Origin of the sequence: Corynebacterium riegelii (assembly GCF_001263755.1) — a bacterium.
Taxonomy (GTDB): domain Bacteria; phylum Actinomycetota; class Actinomycetes; order Mycobacteriales; family Mycobacteriaceae; genus Corynebacterium; species Corynebacterium riegelii.
The window spans coordinates 783,568-800,420 of record NZ_CP012342.1; the positions used below are offsets into that span (position 1 = coordinate 783,568).

Here is a 16,853-nt window from a genome sequence, read left to right on the forward strand (position 1 = left end):
GCGGCACTTAGGCGCGCATTTCCGCCACCTCACGCTGCGCGCGTTCAAACAGCTCCTGGGCATGCGCTCGGCCGGTATCGGAATCATCCATGCCGGCCATCATGCGGGCCAGCTCTTCGATTCGGGCTTCTTCGCTCAGTTGCGCCACGCCCGAGGCCACCAACGCATCCCCCACATCCTTCGCCACGTGCAGATGCGTATCCGCATACGCCGCCACCTGCGGCAAGTGCGTAACCACAATAACCTGGTTGTTGGTAGCAAGACGAGCAAGCCTGCGACCGATCTCTACGGCCGCGCGCCCACCGACGCCAGCGTCAACCTCGTCGAACACCAAAGTCGCCCCGTGCGATGAGGCCGCCAAAATCACCTCAAGTGCGAGCATCACGCGCGACAGCTCACCACCGGAGGCGCTCGTTGCCAACGGTTTCGGCTCCAACGCCTTGTTGGGCGCCAAGAGAATAGCCACCTCGTCGGCGCCGGTTGCGCTGTATCCGGCACGGGTGACCTGGACTGTCAGCTGCGCCTTCGGCATGGCAAGGCCGTGCAGTTCTGCAGAAACGGCCTCACCAAGCTTCGCCGCTGCGGCCTCACGGGCTTTACTTAACGCCTTCGCGCGCGACGCCAACTGCTTCTCCAGCTTGGACACCTGCTGTTTGAGCTTGTCTACGGCTTCTTCGGACACGTCGATCTTGCTCAAGCGCTTTACTGCCTTCGCGCGCCACGCCAGCACGCCCTCAACATCGGGCGCATACTTGCGGGTCAACCCCCGGATGTCCTGCTGGCGGGTCAAAAGCGCTTCCAGCTGATCGGCATCAGCTGGCAACGAGGTCAGATAGGTGCCGAGTTCCGCCGAGACGTCCGAAAGCACACTGCTCACCTCATGCAGGCGAGTTGCCAGCTCCTTGAGCTGCTCATCACTCGCACCATCCAGCGCGCTCGCCGCCTGGCCGACGAGTGTAGACGCCGCCTCATCATCCGCGCCGAAGCCGCCAGCGGCCTCCGCGCCGTCAATGGCTGCCAGTGCGTTGAGGGCCGCCTCACGCAGCGCATCAACATCCTGCAGACGATGAATCGTCGCAGCCAATTCGGTATCTTCGTCCGCCACCGGATCAACGGCATCGATCTCATCCAACGCAAAACGCAGACGATCCGCCTCCTGGGCCAGCTCACGTTTGTGCTGCGTGCGCTCCTCCAGTTCGCGAGCTGCCTTGCGCCACTCGCGGTACGTCTCGCGGTAAGCCTGGGCAAGCGGGGTGATCGCCGGATCAAACCGATCCAACGCCGCAAGCTGCTCGTCCGGGCTCATCAGCCGCAGCTGGTCATTTTGCCCGTGAATCGTCAGCAGGTGGCCCGCCATCTCCGCAAGCGTTGCCGCCGGCACCGTCCTGCCAGCCAGGTGCGCCTTCGAACGGCCCGTTGCCTTCACCGATCGCGAGACCACGTACTCGCCGTTCTCGTCGGCGCTGCCACCGGCGTTTTCTACGATCTCCGCAACCTTCGCGGAAACATCCTCCGGTAAGCCAGCAGTAGAAAAGGCTCCCTCTGCCACGGCTTCTTCAGCACCCGTGCGTACGCGTGAGGCGTCGGCGCGTCCGCCCGTCAATAAGCGAAGGCCCGTCACCACCATGGTTTTGCCCGCACCGGTTTCACCCGTGAGCACAGTCAAGCCTGGCGAAAGCTCCGCCGAGGCCTCCGGAATCACACCAAGGTTGCGGATTGAAATCTCTGCAAGCACTACGTGTACCTCGGGCCCCGCCAGCCTGACACCGGCAGCTGGAACTTGCGCACCAGACGGTCCGTGAAGGGTTTACGATCCAGCTTCACCCAACGCACCGGGCGCGAACCGCGGATGACCTCCACGCGCGATCCAGCAGGCATGTCAATGCGCCGAAACCCGTCCATCACCGCCACAGCCGCGCTGGAGTCCGCTTCCGTTTCAATGGCCACAGTGGAGCGTGGCGAGACCACCAGCGGTTTCGCAAACAACGCATGCGCGTTATTCGGCACCACCAAGATCGCATCCAGGGCCGGCCACATGACCGGGCCACCAGCGGAAAACGCGTACGCTGTCGAGCCAGTTGGCGTAGACACCAGCACACCGTCGCACCCAAAGGCACTTACCGGGCGAAAGTCGATCTCCAACACCGCATCCAACACGCGAGTGCGGTCAATGTTTTCCACGCTGAGCTCATTGAGCGCCCAACCACGGCCAACCTCTTCACCCTCCGCACTTCGCACCTGCACGTCAATGGTCATGCGGTCTTCTACGGTGTAGTTGCGCTCAACCACCTGGCCAATTGCGGTCTCCAGGCTTTCAGCCTCACCCTCAGCTAAGAACCCCACGTGGCCTAGGTTGATGCCCAGCACCGGCAGGTTCTGGTCACGAGCCACGCCGGCTGCGCGCAAAAACGTCCCGTCGCCCCCCAACACCAGCACCAGCTCACACCCAGCGGCGGCATCCGGACCGGGTTTGACCCGCTCAAGCTGGTTAAGCACAGGGTCCTTGTCCACCGGCTGCTCTGCACCCGGCTCGCCCTGGTCTAGGAGCCGCACGCGGATGCCTGCCTCTTGCAACAGGCGAGCCGCCCGCGCGGCGGAAGAAATGTTGTCAGGCCGATAGAAATGCGGCACAAGCAGGATTTCGCGCTGCGTTGTCACGTCTGTCAATTCTGCGGTCCTTCCTTCACTGCGGTGGCCACCATTTCAGCCACAGCCTCCGGTGCAAGTGCGGTTTCACCCGCATCCTTCACCAGCCATAGGAAGTATTCTACGTTGCCGCTCGGGCCCGGCAGCGGCGATGCCGTCACACCTTTCAAACTTAAGCCCAATGACTGCGCAAACAGCGCCACATCCGTGGTTACCTCGGCCCGCAGCTCGTTTGAGCGCACCACCCCGCCACTGCCAAGACGGTCTTTGCCCACCTCAAACTGGGGCTTGACCATCGGCAGAAGGTCCGCGCCATCCGCCATGCATTCCACGATCGCCGGCAATACCAGCTTCAGGGAGATAAACGAAAGGTCGCCCGCCATCAGATCGGCCGGCCCATCCATCATCTCTGGCGTAAGGTGCCGAATGTTCGTCCGGTCCAGCACTTTGACCCGCGGGTCATTTTGCAGCCGCCAGATCAGCTGCCCATAGCCCACGTCAACCGCGACGACCTCGCGTGCGCCGTTTGCCAGCAGCACATCGGTAAACCCACCGGTCGAAGCACCAGCATCGAGAGCCTTTTGCTTATCGACGCTCAACCCCATCTCCCCAAACGCCCCCAACGCCCCGAGCAGCTTATGGGCCCCGCGTGACGCCCACTCATCATCCGGGTCAACACTAACCTTGATGGACGCATCCGGCTCTACGATGGTGGCTGGCTTCTTCGCGACGAATCCGTTGACCTCCACGCGGCCGTCTTTAATCCAGCCCTGGGCCTGCTCGCGGGAGCGGGCAATCTTGCGTCGGACGAGTTCAGCGTCCAAACGCCGGCGTGATGGTGCCATGAGTAGTTCCTGTTCTAGCTGTTTTGCAGTGCGTTATGCAGCAGCTGGTGTGCCTTTGTAAGGCGTTCCACCTCATCTTCAAGCGATTCTGCCGGCTGCGCGAGTGCCTCCTCGAAGGCTTGGCGCAGCTGCTCCGGATCTTCCGGGGTCATGATTACCACCAGTTTGCGGTTGCGGCTTCTGCAGCATCCGAGTTCGGGCGCACAAGCTCCGGAGGGGTGTCCATCATCCACGCCACCTCCAGTACAGTGCGCAGCGCCTGGATGCTGGTTGCGCCTTCGTTGCCGTGGCTCAAGATGATGTCGCGCCCGTCAACACGCGCGCCAAATCCACCTTGCGCGGAGGGTTTCAGCTGCTCTGCGTCTTGTGCAAGGGCGCGCATGTCTTCCGCAATGAACGTAGGGCGCAGTTCCTTTGGTGCCTCAATAAGCGCCAACGGTCCAGAGACACCAGTGAGCACGTGCAGTGCAGGAATACCAGCGGCGACGGCACCAGCGATGTCGGTATCCATGCGGTCTCCAACTGCCAGCGGGCGCTTTGCGCCAAGCGCTCCGGCTGCCTGGAGGAACATTGCCGGCTCGGGCTTGCCAGCAGCTCGCGGCGTTACGCCGGTTGCGGAGGTCACAGCCGCAACCATGGAGCCGTTGCCAACCATCAGCCCGCGCTGCATCGGCAGCGTGGTGTCCAGGTTGGAGGCCAGATACACAGCCCCGCGCGCGATGGATAGCGCAGCTTCCGAAAGCTGATGCCACCCCGTTTCCGGGTTGTGTCCGTGCAGGACCACCTTCGGGTTTTCATCTGCGGAATCAACAACGCGGTAGCCGGCATTAGCCACGAGATCGCGAAAAGACGGCGCTCCCAAGACCAAAACTGGGTCGCCTGGGCTGAGGTGTTCCTCAGCCAGCCCAAGTGCAGCTTGTGCGGAGGTCAGCACATCATTGTCTTGCGCCTGAAGCCCAATTGCGCGCAGCATCTGCGCGACTTCTGCGGCGCTTCTAGACGCGTTGTTGGTGATATACACCGCCGGTACCCCAGCAGCATTAATCGCTTCGACAGCATGCTCAATGGCGTCTCCGCCCTCCCAAACCGTGCCATCTAGGTCAAGCAGCAGTGCGTCATACGTATCCTGCAGAGCCATCGCTTTATCTACTACCCCGATTCCTCTAGCTCAATTCTTCTACGCGCTCATCCGCATCCGTCAGTGCTTCAACGTCAAGATCTGCGGCGTGTTGGAACCATGTCTTCGCTTCATCTTTACGACCAACCGCCAACAACGCATCTGCATACGCGTACGACAGGCGCATCTGGCTAAATCCCTGGGAGTCCAGTGACGGATTCATCCGCTCTAGCGTGGTCAGCGCAGACTCATGCTGACCGAGGTCGTGGCGTGCACCGGCCAGCACAATAGCCAGCTCAATACGGCCTTCCTCGTCCAATTCGTTAGCCTCTGGGCTGCGTCCAAGCTCAAGAGCCTTCTCTGGGCGACCAAGGCCTCGCTCAGCATCTGCCATCACCGCGAGCAGTCCCGGTCCACCGCTCATGCGGCGAGCTGCCCGAAGCTCGGAGAGCGCTTCTTTCCATTCACCGGCATGGTACGCAACAACACCGTTAGTCTCACGAACCACACTCACACGACCAGCACGGTTCTTCGCCGCGCGTGCGTGCTGCAGCGCCAGCTGCGGGTCGTCTGCCAGCAAGTCAGAAGCCATAATCATGTGTTTGGCCACACGATCGGCGTTGTCCTTCGACAACACCTTCAGATCCTGCAGGACTGAGGGATCCAGGACAGTTACGTCAATATCCTCAAGGAGGTCTGGTTCCGACAGGCGCATAGCCATGCGATCCTCACGGTAGCCCTGCCTGCGTGGGTTAGACCGGTCGTGCCTTACGCGATCTTCACGACGCCCAGAGCCATACCCACCAGCCCGATCATTGCGCCTACGATCACCCCGACCGCCGTTACGGTTAGGCCGACCGTGGTCGTCACGGTTGCGGTCACCTCGGCTATCTTCGTCCCTACCGCCGCGGTAACGGCCGCCGGACCTGTTACCGCGATCAAATCCAGGCCTGCCGCCTTCAGATCGGCGACCTCGCCCACCCCCGTAGCCACCGCGCCCACGATTCTCATATGAGCCACGGTTTTCGTGCCTAGAGGTGTTCCCATTGTCGGACATACAAAGACCTTTCCGTTTACGTTCCAACCAGTATATGGACCGACCCCGGATTACCGCCAACTACCACGGCGTATTCCTCACTTTTCGCGGCGATAGTTGCGGGTAGGGCAACAAAGAGCACGCACGGCCCCGAAGAGGATTCCACTGCTTGTTCTTACGCTTACTGCTGCTAGCAGATAACGCAAAGCGGGGCGTGTGTCTACACATTCCACCTCCAGAAATAGGGGCCTGTTTTCGTTATCTGCTAGTAGGTGCTTGCCTGGCGCGTGCCAGGCGCTTATTTGGTGCGCAGTAGGGCCAGCTTCCCTACCGACTCTCTCGGGTGACACTCCCCGGGCAACCGATTCGCTGCTAGTCGTTATCTGCTAGTCGATACGCTGCTAGTCGATACGTTGCTAGTCGATACGTTGTTTCCGGCCGTGTGTGTACACATTCGACCTGGGGTTTTACAGGGGTGTTTTCGTTATCGTCTAGCAGGATTCGGGGGGCACAAACACACAAAAAGCAGCCCGTCTGCCACGTGTGTGTGGCAGGCGGGCTGTGTGATCATGTTTTGAAGTTGTTGGGTCGGCGGTAACTTACTCTCCCACACCCTCCCGAGTGCAGTACCATCAGCGCGGGCAGGCTTAGCTTCCGGGTTCGGAATGGGACCGGGCGTTTCCCTGCCGCTATCAACCACCGACACATCTTGGGGGCCATGTAATGGCGTTCCACTACCTGTTATGTACAAGGGGTGGTGTGTCAGATACCGGAAAGTGGACGCGACAGTCACTGTTACATTCAGTGTTTGCTTGTTGTGTTGTTGTTTGTGTTGGTGGATTAGTACCAGTCACCTCATCACATTGCTGTGTTTCCAGTTCTGGCCTATCAACCCCATAGTCTATAGGGCACCTATAATGAAACCTCATCTTAAAACAGGCTTCCCGCTTAGATGCTTTCAGCGGTTATCCCTTCCGTACGTAGCCAACCAGCGATGCTCCTGGCGGAACAACTGGCACACTAGAGGTACGTCCGTCCCGGTCCTCTCGTACTAGGGACAGCCTTCTTCAAGTTTCAACGCGCGCGGCGGATAGAGACCGAACTGTCTCACGACGTTCTGAACCCAGCTCGCGTGCCGCTTTAATGGGCGAACAGCCCAACCCTTGGGACCTACTCCAGCCCCAGGATGCGACGAGCCGACATCGAGGTGCCAAACCATCCCGTCGATATGGACTCTTGGGGAAGATCAGCCTGTTATCCCCGGGGTACCTTTTATCCGTTGAGCGACACCACATCCACAAGTAGGTGCCGGATCACTAGTCCCGACTTTCGTCCCTGCTCGACTTGTAAGTCTCGCAGTCAAGCTCCCTTGTGCACTTACACTCTAAACACCTGATTGCCAACCAGGCTGAGGGAACCTTTGGGCGCCTCCGTTACATTTTGGGAGGCAACCGCCCCAGTTAAACTACCCACCAGGCACTGTCCCCAACCCAGATCATGGGCCAAGGTTCAGGTATCCACTACGGTCAGAGTGGTATTTCAACAACGACTCCACAACCACTGGCGTGACTGTATCAACGTCTCCCACCTATCCTACACAAACCGCACCGAACACCAATACCAAGCTGTAGTGAAGGTCCCGGGGTCTTTTCGTCCTGCCGCGCGAAACGAGCATCTTTACTCGTACTGCAATTTCACCGGGCCTGTGGTTGAGACAGCAGGGGAGTCGTTACGCCATTCGTGCAGGTCGGAACTTACCCGACAAGGAATTTCGCTACCTTAGGATGGTTATAGTTACCACCGCCGTTTACTGGGGCTTAAATTCTCCGCTTCGACCCAAAAGGGTCTAACAGGTCCTCTTAACCTTCCAGCACCGGGCAGGCGTCAGTCCGTATACATCAACTTAACCGTCTTCGCACGGACCTGTGTTTTTGATAAACAGTCGCTCCCCTCTCTTCTCTGCGACCCACACCAGCACACTAACCGCATGTGTTAGTTACCGGTTTGGGTCCCCCTTCTCCCGAAGTTACGGGGGCATTTTGCCGAGTTCCTTAACCACAGTTCACCCGCTCGCCTTAGTATGCTCTACCTGACTACCTGTGTCGGTTTCGGGTACGGGCCGTCTACACACATCGCTAGAGGCTTTTCTCGGCAGCACAGGATCACCACCATCACCCTTATATGGGCTACGCGTCACGCCTTGCACATATAACAACCGGATTTGCCATGTTGTCGTGCTGCACGCTTGCACCAGAATCCAATAACTGGCGTGGCTACCACTCTGCGTCACCCCATCACTTACCTACAACAAATCAGGCCCCACGCATCACCACCAACCACACACCACAAGGGTGCGTATATCAGTAGCTTTGGGTGGTTAGTATCATTGCTTCAGCATTGGTCGCGTGTAGGCGGGTACGGGAATATCAACCCGTTGACCATCGACTACGCCTGTCGGCCTCGCCTTAGGACCCGACTCACCCTGGGAAGACGAACTTGACCCAGGAACCCTTCGTCATTCGGCGGATACGATTCTCACGTATCATTCGTTACTCATGCCTGCATTCTCACTCGCGTGCAGTCCACACCCCCTTACGGTAATGCTTCACCCCACACACGACGCTCCCCTACCCATAGTAAAAACTATGCCGCGGCTTCGGCGGTGTACTTGAGCCCCACTGAATTGTCGGCGCGGAACCACTCGACCAGTGAGCTATTACGCACTCTTTCAAGGGTGGCTGCTTCTAAGCCAACCTCCTGGCTGTCTTCGCGATCCTACATCCTTTTCCACTTAGTACACCCTTAGGGGCCTTAACCGGCGATCTGGGCTGTTTCCCTCTCGACTATGAAGCTTATCCCCCACAGTCTCACTGCTATACACCACTTTTAACCGGCATTCGGAGTTTGGCTGACATTGCTAAGATGATAGTCCCGCTCAACCAACCAGTAGCTCTACCTCCAGCAAGCTTGTATAACGCTGCACCTAAATGCATTTCGGGGAGAACCAGCTATCACGGAGTTTGATTGGCCTTTCACCCCTACCCACAGCTCATCCCCTCAGTTTTCAACCTAAGTGGGTTCGCGCCTCCACAACCTCTTACAGCTGCTTCACACTGGCCATGGGTAGATCACCCCGCTTCGGGTCCAGGACATGCCACTAACAACACCCATTTCGGATTCGCTTTCGCTACGACTACCCCACACGTGGGTTAACCTCGCGACATGCCGCTGACTCGCAGGCTCATTCTTCAAAAGGCACGCCATCACACAAAAGATGTGCTCTGACGGATTGTAAGCGCACGGTTTCAGGAACTCTTTCACTCCCCTCCCGGGGTACTTTTCACCATTCCCTCACGGTACTATCCACTATCGGTCACACTGAGTATTTAGGCTTACCGGGTGGTCCCGGCAGATTCACAGCAGATTTCACGGGCCCGCTGCTACTCGGGGAAAACACATACACCCAACGCAGCTATGTCTTCGCGTACAGGACTCATCACCTTCTTCGGTGCACCATCCCAGGCGCTTCCGCTGACACAACCACATCAAGCAAGTCACTAGCAGATAACTTACGATGCGCCCCACAACCCCACATGCGCAACCCCTGCCAGGTATCACACACACATGGTTTAGCCTCATCCGCGTTCGCTCGCCACTACTAACGGAATCACAATTGTTTTCTTCTCCTGCGGGTACTGAGATGTTTCACTTCCCCGCGTTCACCCCCATACAGGCTATAGATTCACCTGCAGGTAACACCACATAACTGGTGCCAGGTTTCCCCATTCGGACATCCTCGGATCAACGCTTAGTTGGCAACTCCCCGAGGCTTAACGCAGCCTCACACGTCCTTCATCGGCTCAGCATGCCAAGGCATCCACCGTACGCCCTTGACCACAAACGAAATACACATACTAAAGAACAAACAAAAAACAGAAAAAACAGAAAAACAAACACACACCCAAACACCAACCCACAAAGGCCAGCATCCAGATGCATGATGCTCGCGTCCACTCTCCAGTTCTCACACACCACACCCACACACCAACACACCACCCAAACCAGGTGACACATCAGCATGAGGTAGTTAGGAACACACACATTCGTGTTGCCCCAGACACCCAACAGCATGCCAACACATACAAACGCTTGTAGAAAATGATTACTGTGCGATACCCCGATATTGCGTTCCACACCACCTTCTGGTGTGGGGTATGCATCCACCCGGATTCTTTTTAAAAACAACTAGTGGCAGTCACACACTCGGCGACATCAACCACCAACACCCACAACTGTGGGTTAAACATAAAAGCTCCTTAGAAAGGAGGTGATCCAGCCGCACCTTCCGGTACGGCTACCTTGTTACGACTTCGTCCCAATCGCCGATCCCACCTTCGACAGCTCCTTTTGACAGGCCACTGGCTTCGGGTGTTACCAACTTTCATGACGTGACGGGCGGTGTGTACAAGGCCCGGGAACGTATTCACCGCAGCGTTGCTGATCTGCGATTACTAGCGACTCCGACTTCATGGGGTCGAGTTGCAGACCCCAATCCGAACTAAGGCCGGCTTTCAGCGATTCGCGTCCCCTCACGAGGTAGCTGCGCGTTGTACCGACCATTGTAGCATGTGTGAAGCCCTGGACATAAGGGGCATGATGATTTGACGTCATCCCCACCTTCCTCCGAGTTAACCCCGGCAGTTTCTCATAAGTCCCCACCATCACGTGCTGGCAACATAAGACAAGGGTTGCGCTCGTTGCGGGACTTAACCCAACATCTCACGACACGAGCTGACGACAACCATGCACCACCTGTACACCAGCCACAAGGGAAACTACATCTCTGCAGCGATCCGGTGTATGTCAAGCCCAGGTAAGGTTCTTCGCGTTGCATCGAATTAATCCACATGCTCCGCCGCTTGTGCGGGCCCCCGTCAATTCCTTTGAGTTTTAGCCTTGCGGCCGTACTCCCCAGGCGGGGCGCTTAATGCGTTAGCTACGGCACGAACCCCGTGGAAGGGACTCACACCTAGCGCCCACCGTTTACGGCATGGACTACCAGGGTATCTAATCCTGTTCGCTCCCCATGCTTTCGCTCCTCAGCGTCAGTTACTGCCCAGAGACCTGCCTTCGCCATCGGTGTTCCTCCTGATATCTGCGCATTTCACCGCTACACCAGGAATTCCAGTCTCCCCTACAGCACTCAAGTTATGCCCGTATCGCCTGCAGTCCCACAGTTAAGCCGTGGACTTCCACAAACGACGCGACAAACCACCTACGAGCTCTTTACGCCCAGTAATTCCGGACAACGCTCGCACCCTACGTATTACCGCGGCTGCTGGCACGTAGTTAGCCGGTGCTTCTTCTCCAAATACCGTCAAAATTCGTCTTTGGCGAAAGGAGTTTACAACCCGAAGGCCGTCATCCCCCACGCGGCGTCGCTGCATCAGGCTTCCGCCCATTGTGCAATATTCCCCACTGCTGCCTCCCGTAGGAGTCTGGGCCGTATCTCAGTCCCAATGTGGCCGTACACCCTCTCAGGCCGGCTACCCGTCGACGCCTTGGTAGGCCATTACCCCACCAACAAGCTGATAGGCCGCGAGCTCATCCCACACCGAAAAAACTTTCCACCACAACAACTACGAAGTGGTCCTATCCGGTATTAGACCCAGTTTCCCAGGCTTATCCCGAAGTGCAGGGCAGATCACCCACGTGTTACTCACCCGTTCGCCACTCGAGTACCCAAGCAAGCTTGGGCCTTTCCGTTCGACTTGCATGTGTTAAGCACGCCGCCAGCGTTCATCCTGAGCCAGGATCAAACTCTCCACAAAAACGTTTCAGCAGAAACAGGCCGTGAAAAGCCCAATACCTAACCAAAAACAAACCAACCAACACAACAACACGAAAAACGCATGCATCATGTCAGCCTGGCTTAAAAAATCCTTGAATTACTTTACGTTTCTTGGCCATCCGACGAGGAAAAACACCAAGAAACAACATTTTCAGCAAAACATCACCATGTGACGCACCGAAACAGACAATGCCACCATCCAAGATTCATGACACCACCAACCGGCACACACCACAACACGTGGCACACACAACAACATTCCACAAACAAAATGCATTGGCACACTATCGAGTTCTCAAACAACACACGCACACCCCACCAGAACCTCTCGCGGCTCCGGTAAAAGCGGCTTGTACGACATTACATGTCGGTTTGAATCAAGTCAATTCGTTGAATTTCTCTGATTCGGTTGCTGCCGTAACAGCGTGGCTAAACCATAGCCACGCCGGTTAACAAAATGCAAACTCCGCAGCTAGACGCGCTTTGCGCCGGCAAAATTCTTCTTGCCGCGGCGCAGTACCAACCAAGCTCCGTGGAGGAAGTCAGACTCCGAAGGTTCCCACTCCTCGCTTTCAACGCGCTGGTTGTTTACGTACACGCCACCTTCCTTAATGGAACGGCGTGCGGCACCCTTGGAATCTGCAAGACCCGCGCCAACCAACAGATCAACGATGTTGGTGGATGTGCCAGGCTCGATCTCATGCACCGTGGTCTCACTAACCGCAGCAGCCAAGGTGCGCTCATCAAGATCCGAAAGCTCGGCCTTGCCAAACAGGGCTTCGGCAGCAAGTTCAGCGCCCTTGCGGGCCTCTTCGCCGTGAACCAGGTCAGTCATCTCCTGCGCCAGGCGTCGCTGCGCTTCACGCTTGAACGGACGCTCCGCAACTTCAACCTCAAGACGGTCCAACTCTTCCTTGTCCAGGAAGGTGAACCAGCGCAGGTAACGGATCACGTCCGCATCAGCGGTGTTCAGGAAGTACTGGTACCAGGTGTACGGGCTGGTCATCTCCGGATCCAGCCACAGGGAACCGCCGCCGGTGGACTTGCCAAACTTCTTGCCTTCAGAGTCCGTCACCAACGGCACGGTCAGTGCATGAACGGATGCGCCGTCCATACGACGATTCAGGTCAACGCCCGCAACGAGGTTGCCCCACTGGTCGCCGCCGCCTACCTGCAGCACACAGTCGTAATTGCGACGCAGCTGCACGTAGTCGTTAGCCTGCAGCAGCATGTAGGAAAACTCAGTGTAGGAAATGCCGTCGGATTCCAAACGGCGCTTCACCGTGTCTCGGCTGAGCATGGTGGAAAGCGAGAAGTGTTTGCCCACGTCACGCAGAAACTCAATCACGCTGAGGTCCTTAATCCAGTCGTTGTTGTTGACCAGCTGTGCAGGGTTATCTCCATCGAAAGACACAAAGCGCGACAGCTGGCCGGAAATACGATCCGCCCAGTCACGCACCGTGTCCTCCGAGTTCAGGGTGCGCTCGCCCACATCACGTGGGTCACCAATCATGCCCGTTGCGCCACCTGCGAGTACCAGCGGACGGTGACCCGCCATCTGGAAGCGACGCAACATCAAAAGAGGCACAAGGTGGCCAGCATGCAGCGACGGGCCGGTCGGGTCAAACCCGCAGTACAACGTGATCGGTGTCTTCGTAGCCTCCCGAAGGGCTTCAAGGTCAGTGGACTGATTTACCAGGCCACGCCACTCAAGTTCATCAACGATGTTGGTGTTTACAGAAGAAGTCATTAAAACATCTCACGCTTTCGTTACTGGGAGGTGGTTGGGTGGGTCTGCGCTTCGTCGATAAGCAAGACTGGAATGCCCTGCTCAATGCGATAGGCAACGCCAAGGCGCTCATTGATCAGCAACTGTTCTTCCTCGTTATAGACCAATGGCCCTTTGTCTTGAGGACAAACAAGAATCTCAAGCAGTTCTGGATCAAGGCTCATGAGCGTCGATCGTACCCCTCGGCCTCTTCGAAACCGTCGTTGAGTCCTGGCAGCGCGCCAAGTTCAGTGCGCAGGAACTGCGCCTGGGAGTCCATAGCACGCAGGTTATCGTCAAGAATGCCAGTTTTAATTCTGTCTACGGCGCTAGCGAGCGTGGTCAATGAATCCGCCATGACTGCCGCTGCCCTACCGTCGCTGTGCTGCGGGCTATCAAGGAACGTCGTGGTGATTTCCGGGTAGTACACCTTGACCACATTCCACATGGTCTGACGGTGCTCCGGCGTGGAATCCAAATGGTCCCACTCCGACAAGACAAAACGAACGTTGCTCTCCAACTCTTTAGCTTTGGCTACTACGACCGCTGGGGGCTTCGCGCGAAACAGCTTGGAAGACGTCTCGCGCAGCACCCCAGAAAGCAATTGCGGAGTGGGCGTCATAGGTGCCTGTAGCGCCTGCTGCCGCGGCGCCGGTGTGAGGACAGCGCCTGCCCCGTACGCAGCTAGGGCTGCCACCGGCCAGAACACGCCGAAGCCGATGACTAGGTGCAACGCCACGACCAGAATGGCCAGCAGCAGACCAACCTGGTTCTTGCGGGAAAGGAAGTAATTACTGGAACCCACGGATCTCCTTAAATGCAGACTCCAAATCGCCGTTGAGCGCGTCAAAGACTTCTCCGCCCGTCAGTTTCGCAAGCTCCGTCATCTCAGCCTTATTGGCATCGCCGTAGAGAATTACGAACACCGGAATCGAGCGCTTCTCCGGCGACATCTGGGCATAGATCTCCCTGAACTCATGGAAGCTTTCGCCGAAGGTGGCTTCACCGTCACTGAGCAAGACTATGGACGGAATACCCGTCGAGGTGTCCGCCGCCTCCAAAGCACGGATCAACGTTGGGTAGATCGCAGTGCCACCATGTGCAACCAGACCATCAACGTACGCACCGAGTTCTGCGGCGACAGCCGGATCTTCGCGGTCAAACGTGACGGTAATAGGCTCATTCGGGTCGAAGCTGAAGGACCACAGGGTGACGTCCTCGCGGTCGCGCAAGGAGACGTCGCCGGTGAGGGTGGACGCTGAGCCGTCGATAAGCGAATGCATAATCGCCTTCAATGACTCAAGGCGCGCACCTTCCATCGAACCGGACACATCCAGCACAAACGTAGTGGTGCCAGGCTGGCGGTACTGGTTGTTGTAGGCGTAGAGCAGCTCATCTACCACCGACTGGTTTGCCGGGAACGGCAACTCGATGACCTGCTGGTTTTGCAGCTGCTCGGGCAGGTTGTCCACCTGGCGCACCGGGCGGCGGAACGTCTGCGCAATGTCTTCCTGATGCTCAAGCATCCAATCTGCCAACGCCCGAACCTGCTCGGCAGCCTGCGGATTCGACGGCTGCGCAAGGGTGGATAGCGGATAGTCGGCAGAAATCACGCCGTCCTTCGGCACAACCACCTGGATCGGCTGGCCTTGCTGCTGCATCTGCAGAAGCGTCGACTCGTAGTTCACAATCGCATCGGCACGCTCCGGGTCTGCAACAAACGCTTCCGCCAGCCAGCCGGAAGAACCGGACACCAGAGATTGCGCTTGGAACAGTGCCTTAAGTGTGGGGCTGACCAGCTCCAGATCCCCGGGGCTGATTGCCTGGCCGGTGTCTGCAACCGCCGTCGCCACCGATACCAGCGCGGAGAAACCCGAGTTGGACGAGGACGGAGTAGTCATGCCAAAGGTGAACTCTCCTTGCTCCGCGGCCTGGGCGAACTCCGCCCACGTGGGCTGCTGCGTATCCCAGCCCAAGCGCGCAGCCGCTTCGTCCCAGACGCCAAAGGCTACTGGGCTGGTCGCAGTCTTCGTCTCGTCCGCAAGCTTGTTGGACGCCCCAATCAGGTTGACGTAGCGGTTGGTGGCGAACCAGGTGGCGTCCACGTTGCCGTCAAAATCTCCACGTTTCAGGGCCTGGGAGTTATCCAAAGTACCACCTGGGAAGAGCAGTTCAATGCTAAAACCAAGGTCATCAGCAGCCTGCTGAACAAGCCCCTCCAAGTCTTTCAACTCTGTGGCGGCAACGATTGTCAGATCTGCCGCCCCTTGGTTTCGTTTGGGTGCGGAATCAACCCCGCCAGTTTCGCCTGAGTCTGTGCCGCACGCGGCAAGTGCAATGGCACTGACAAAGGTGATAAACGCTAGCCAGAAACGTTTCATTACTCTTCCTCCCCATGCCGCGGCGGGGGCGCTATTTTGCCGTAACGGGTGCCCACGCCGTCAATGAGCTGTTCTAGGCGGTCGTAGTTCGGTGGGTCAATGGAGTTGACGTAGTCGCGCGGCGGCTCAAGGCCTTGACTTTCCATCTCTTGCGCAAGCGAGCCGGAGGTCGCCGGCCTGAAACCGTGGCGTGCCGCAAGTTGTTGCAGCTGCGGATCATTGGTCAGCAGCTTGCCAAGTTCTTTGCCTTCCGCGGTCACGCCCACAATGCCGTGGTTTGCAAGGACGGTTGGGTGCAGCTGGAGCAGCACCATGTCATCTCGAATGCGGGAGTTAGGACTCATCTGCTCGCCCAGATACTGAGCTTCGTACACCATCACCATCGGCGCTGCACCCATTCCCTGCGCCAGGTACTCCGCGAACGGGCCCGAAGAGGAAGACTCCGAATAGCCTTGGCCAGTGAAAAACGGTGCGATCGATTCCACTAGGTAGCTCACGTCATCTCCCCGCGCGGGGTCGCGCTGCTGGAACTCATAGTTCAGGATGGACAGGTACATCGCCGCTGAGTTGGAGGTACGGATGTCAGTTGAACGGATCTGGACAGTTCTTGGCGACGCAAACGTGTCCCCAAAATCACGCCACCTCGCACCAGAGCTCGCGATGTCCACAAACTTGGCCATGTCTAATACGTAACTGTCACCGTCTTTAGTCACCGCCCCCTGACCTTCGAGGATCTCGGCGATCGGTTGCCAGCTGGCCACCGCCATCGGTGAGAAGAACGGGAAGTCCACCGAGTAGCCAGAACCCTGCTCACGAACCTTTTGCGCAGCGGGTGCTGATGAAGGGAACACAAAGTCCTGGGCTTCGATGTCTATGCCTGTGGCAATCTCGCGGGAGCCGGCTGTGCTAAACGACACCTGGAAACCGAGCTCCTCAAGCCGCGCTACCACGTCTGGGTCCTCGAAGTATCCGCGCTTCTCGGAGCCAATCACGCCGCGCACCTGGGTTAGACCAGGCTTTTGGGCAATCTGACTCGTCCCATCATCGGAGCCAGAAGCGCCGCCAATTCCCCCAAGTCCAGGAATGACCCCGCGACCCATGGCGATTGCTGCTGCGACTACCGCTAATAGAACAACGCCAAGCACGATGGACAATCCGCGTCCACCGCGCTTGGCGTCTGTATTACTACTCGGCACATTCATACACTCA

General features: G+C 57.8%; 11 protein-coding genes and 3 rRNA genes. All 14 read right to left on the bottom strand.

Annotation, left to right across the window (positions count from 1 at the left end):
* Positions 1–7: 7 nt before the first annotated feature.
* The 14 genes from recN to AK829_RS03855 all read right to left on the bottom strand — a co-directional run bounded on the left by recN (position 8) and on the right by AK829_RS03855 (position 16,846).
* The gene (recN, locus tag AK829_RS03795) at positions 8–1,735 is read right to left on the bottom strand and encodes a DNA repair protein RecN (RefSeq protein ID WP_052204415.1); all 1,728 of its coding nucleotides are present in this window, start codon (positions 1,733–1,735) and stop codon (positions 8–10) included.
* The gene (locus AK829_RS03800; RefSeq protein ID WP_052204417.1) at positions 1,735–2,667 is read right to left on the bottom strand and encodes an NAD kinase; all 933 of its coding nucleotides are present in this window, start codon (positions 2,665–2,667) and stop codon (positions 1,735–1,737) included. Before AK829_RS03800 ends, recN begins: the two co-directional genes overlap by 1 nt.
* The gene (locus AK829_RS03805) at positions 2,664–3,491 is read right to left on the bottom strand and encodes a TlyA family RNA methyltransferase (RefSeq protein WP_052204418.1); all 828 of its coding nucleotides are present in this window, start codon (positions 3,489–3,491) and stop codon (positions 2,664–2,666) included. Before AK829_RS03805 ends, AK829_RS03800 begins: the two co-directional genes overlap by 4 nt.
* 14 nt (positions 3,492–3,505) lie before the next feature.
* Positions 3,506–3,643, bottom strand: a complete 138-nt coding sequence (locus AK829_RS12640; protein ID WP_168156363.1) for a hypothetical protein — start codon at positions 3,641–3,643, stop codon at positions 3,506–3,508.
* Positions 3,644–3,645: 2 nt separating this feature from the next.
* Positions 3,646–4,629: an HAD-IIA family hydrolase gene (locus AK829_RS03810; protein ID WP_052204420.1), complete on the bottom strand. Its 984-nt coding sequence runs from the start codon at positions 4,627–4,629 to the stop codon at positions 3,646–3,648.
* A gap of 25 nt (positions 4,630–4,654) precedes the next feature.
* Entirely contained in the window at positions 4,655–5,665 is a 1,011-nt protein-coding gene (locus AK829_RS03815; protein WP_052204421.1) for a tetratricopeptide repeat protein, read from the bottom strand.
* Positions 5,666–6,230: 565 nt separating this feature from the next.
* Positions 6,231–6,348 (bottom strand): 5S ribosomal RNA (rrf, locus tag AK829_RS03820).
* A gap of 117 nt (positions 6,349–6,465) precedes the next feature.
* Positions 6,466–9,548, bottom strand: a 23S ribosomal RNA gene (locus tag AK829_RS03825).
* 416 nt (positions 9,549–9,964) lie between these two features.
* Positions 9,965–11,475 (bottom strand): 16S ribosomal RNA (locus tag AK829_RS03830).
* Together the 16S, 23S and 5S rRNA genes form the textbook arrangement of a ribosomal RNA operon.
* A gap of 492 nt (positions 11,476–11,967) precedes the next feature.
* The gene (gene tyrS / locus AK829_RS03835) at positions 11,968–13,245 is read right to left on the bottom strand and encodes a tyrosine--tRNA ligase (RefSeq protein ID WP_052204423.1); all 1,278 of its coding nucleotides are present in this window, start codon (positions 13,243–13,245) and stop codon (positions 11,968–11,970) included.
* Between the two features lie 20 nt (positions 13,246–13,265).
* Entirely contained in the window at positions 13,266–13,448 is a 183-nt protein-coding gene (locus AK829_RS03840; protein WP_052204425.1) for a Trm112 family protein, read from the bottom strand.
* A complete protein-coding gene (locus tag AK829_RS03845) occupies positions 13,445–14,068 on the bottom strand; it encodes a hypothetical protein (protein ID WP_052204427.1) in 624 nt (207 codons plus the stop codon). The genes AK829_RS03840 and AK829_RS03845 overlap by 4 nt, the downstream gene beginning before the upstream one ends.
* A complete protein-coding gene (locus AK829_RS03850; protein WP_052204429.1) occupies positions 14,055–15,644 on the bottom strand; it encodes a VWA domain-containing protein in 1,590 nt (529 codons plus the stop codon). The genes AK829_RS03845 and AK829_RS03850 overlap by 14 nt, the downstream gene beginning before the upstream one ends.
* Complete coding sequence (locus tag AK829_RS03855; RefSeq protein WP_052204431.1) at positions 15,644–16,846, bottom strand: hypothetical protein; 1,203 nt, start codon at positions 16,844–16,846, stop codon at positions 15,644–15,646. Before AK829_RS03855 ends, AK829_RS03850 begins: the two co-directional genes overlap by 1 nt.
* Positions 16,847–16,853: the final 7 nt, after the last annotated feature.

Excerpts from the sequence above, each read along its gene's own strand:
- AK829_RS03855 (WP_052204431.1), bottom strand. The coding sequence starts at position 16,846 with ATGAATGTGCCGAGTAGTAATACAGACGCCAAGCGCGGTGGACGCGGA.
- AK829_RS03815 (WP_052204421.1), bottom strand. The coding sequence starts at position 5,665 with ATGTCCGACAATGGGAACACCTCTAGGCACGAAAACCGTGGCTCATAT.
- AK829_RS12640 (WP_168156363.1), bottom strand. The coding sequence starts at position 3,643 with ATGACCCCGGAAGATCCGGAGCAGCTGCGCCAAGCCTTCGAGGAGGCA.
- AK829_RS03850 (WP_052204429.1), bottom strand. The coding sequence starts at position 15,644 with ATGAAACGTTTCTGGCTAGCGTTTATCACCTTTGTCAGTGCCATTGCA.
- tyrS (WP_052204423.1), bottom strand. The coding sequence starts at position 13,245 with ATGACTTCTTCTGTAAACACCAACATCGTTGATGAACTTGAGTGGCGT.
- AK829_RS03810 (WP_052204420.1), bottom strand. The coding sequence starts at position 4,629 with ATGGCTCTGCAGGATACGTATGACGCACTGCTGCTTGACCTAGATGGC.
- AK829_RS03805 (WP_052204418.1), bottom strand. The coding sequence starts at position 3,491 with ATGGCACCATCACGCCGGCGTTTGGACGCTGAACTCGTCCGACGCAAG.
- AK829_RS03840 (WP_052204425.1), bottom strand. The coding sequence starts at position 13,448 with ATGAGCCTTGATCCAGAACTGCTTGAGATTCTTGTTTGTCCTCAAGAC.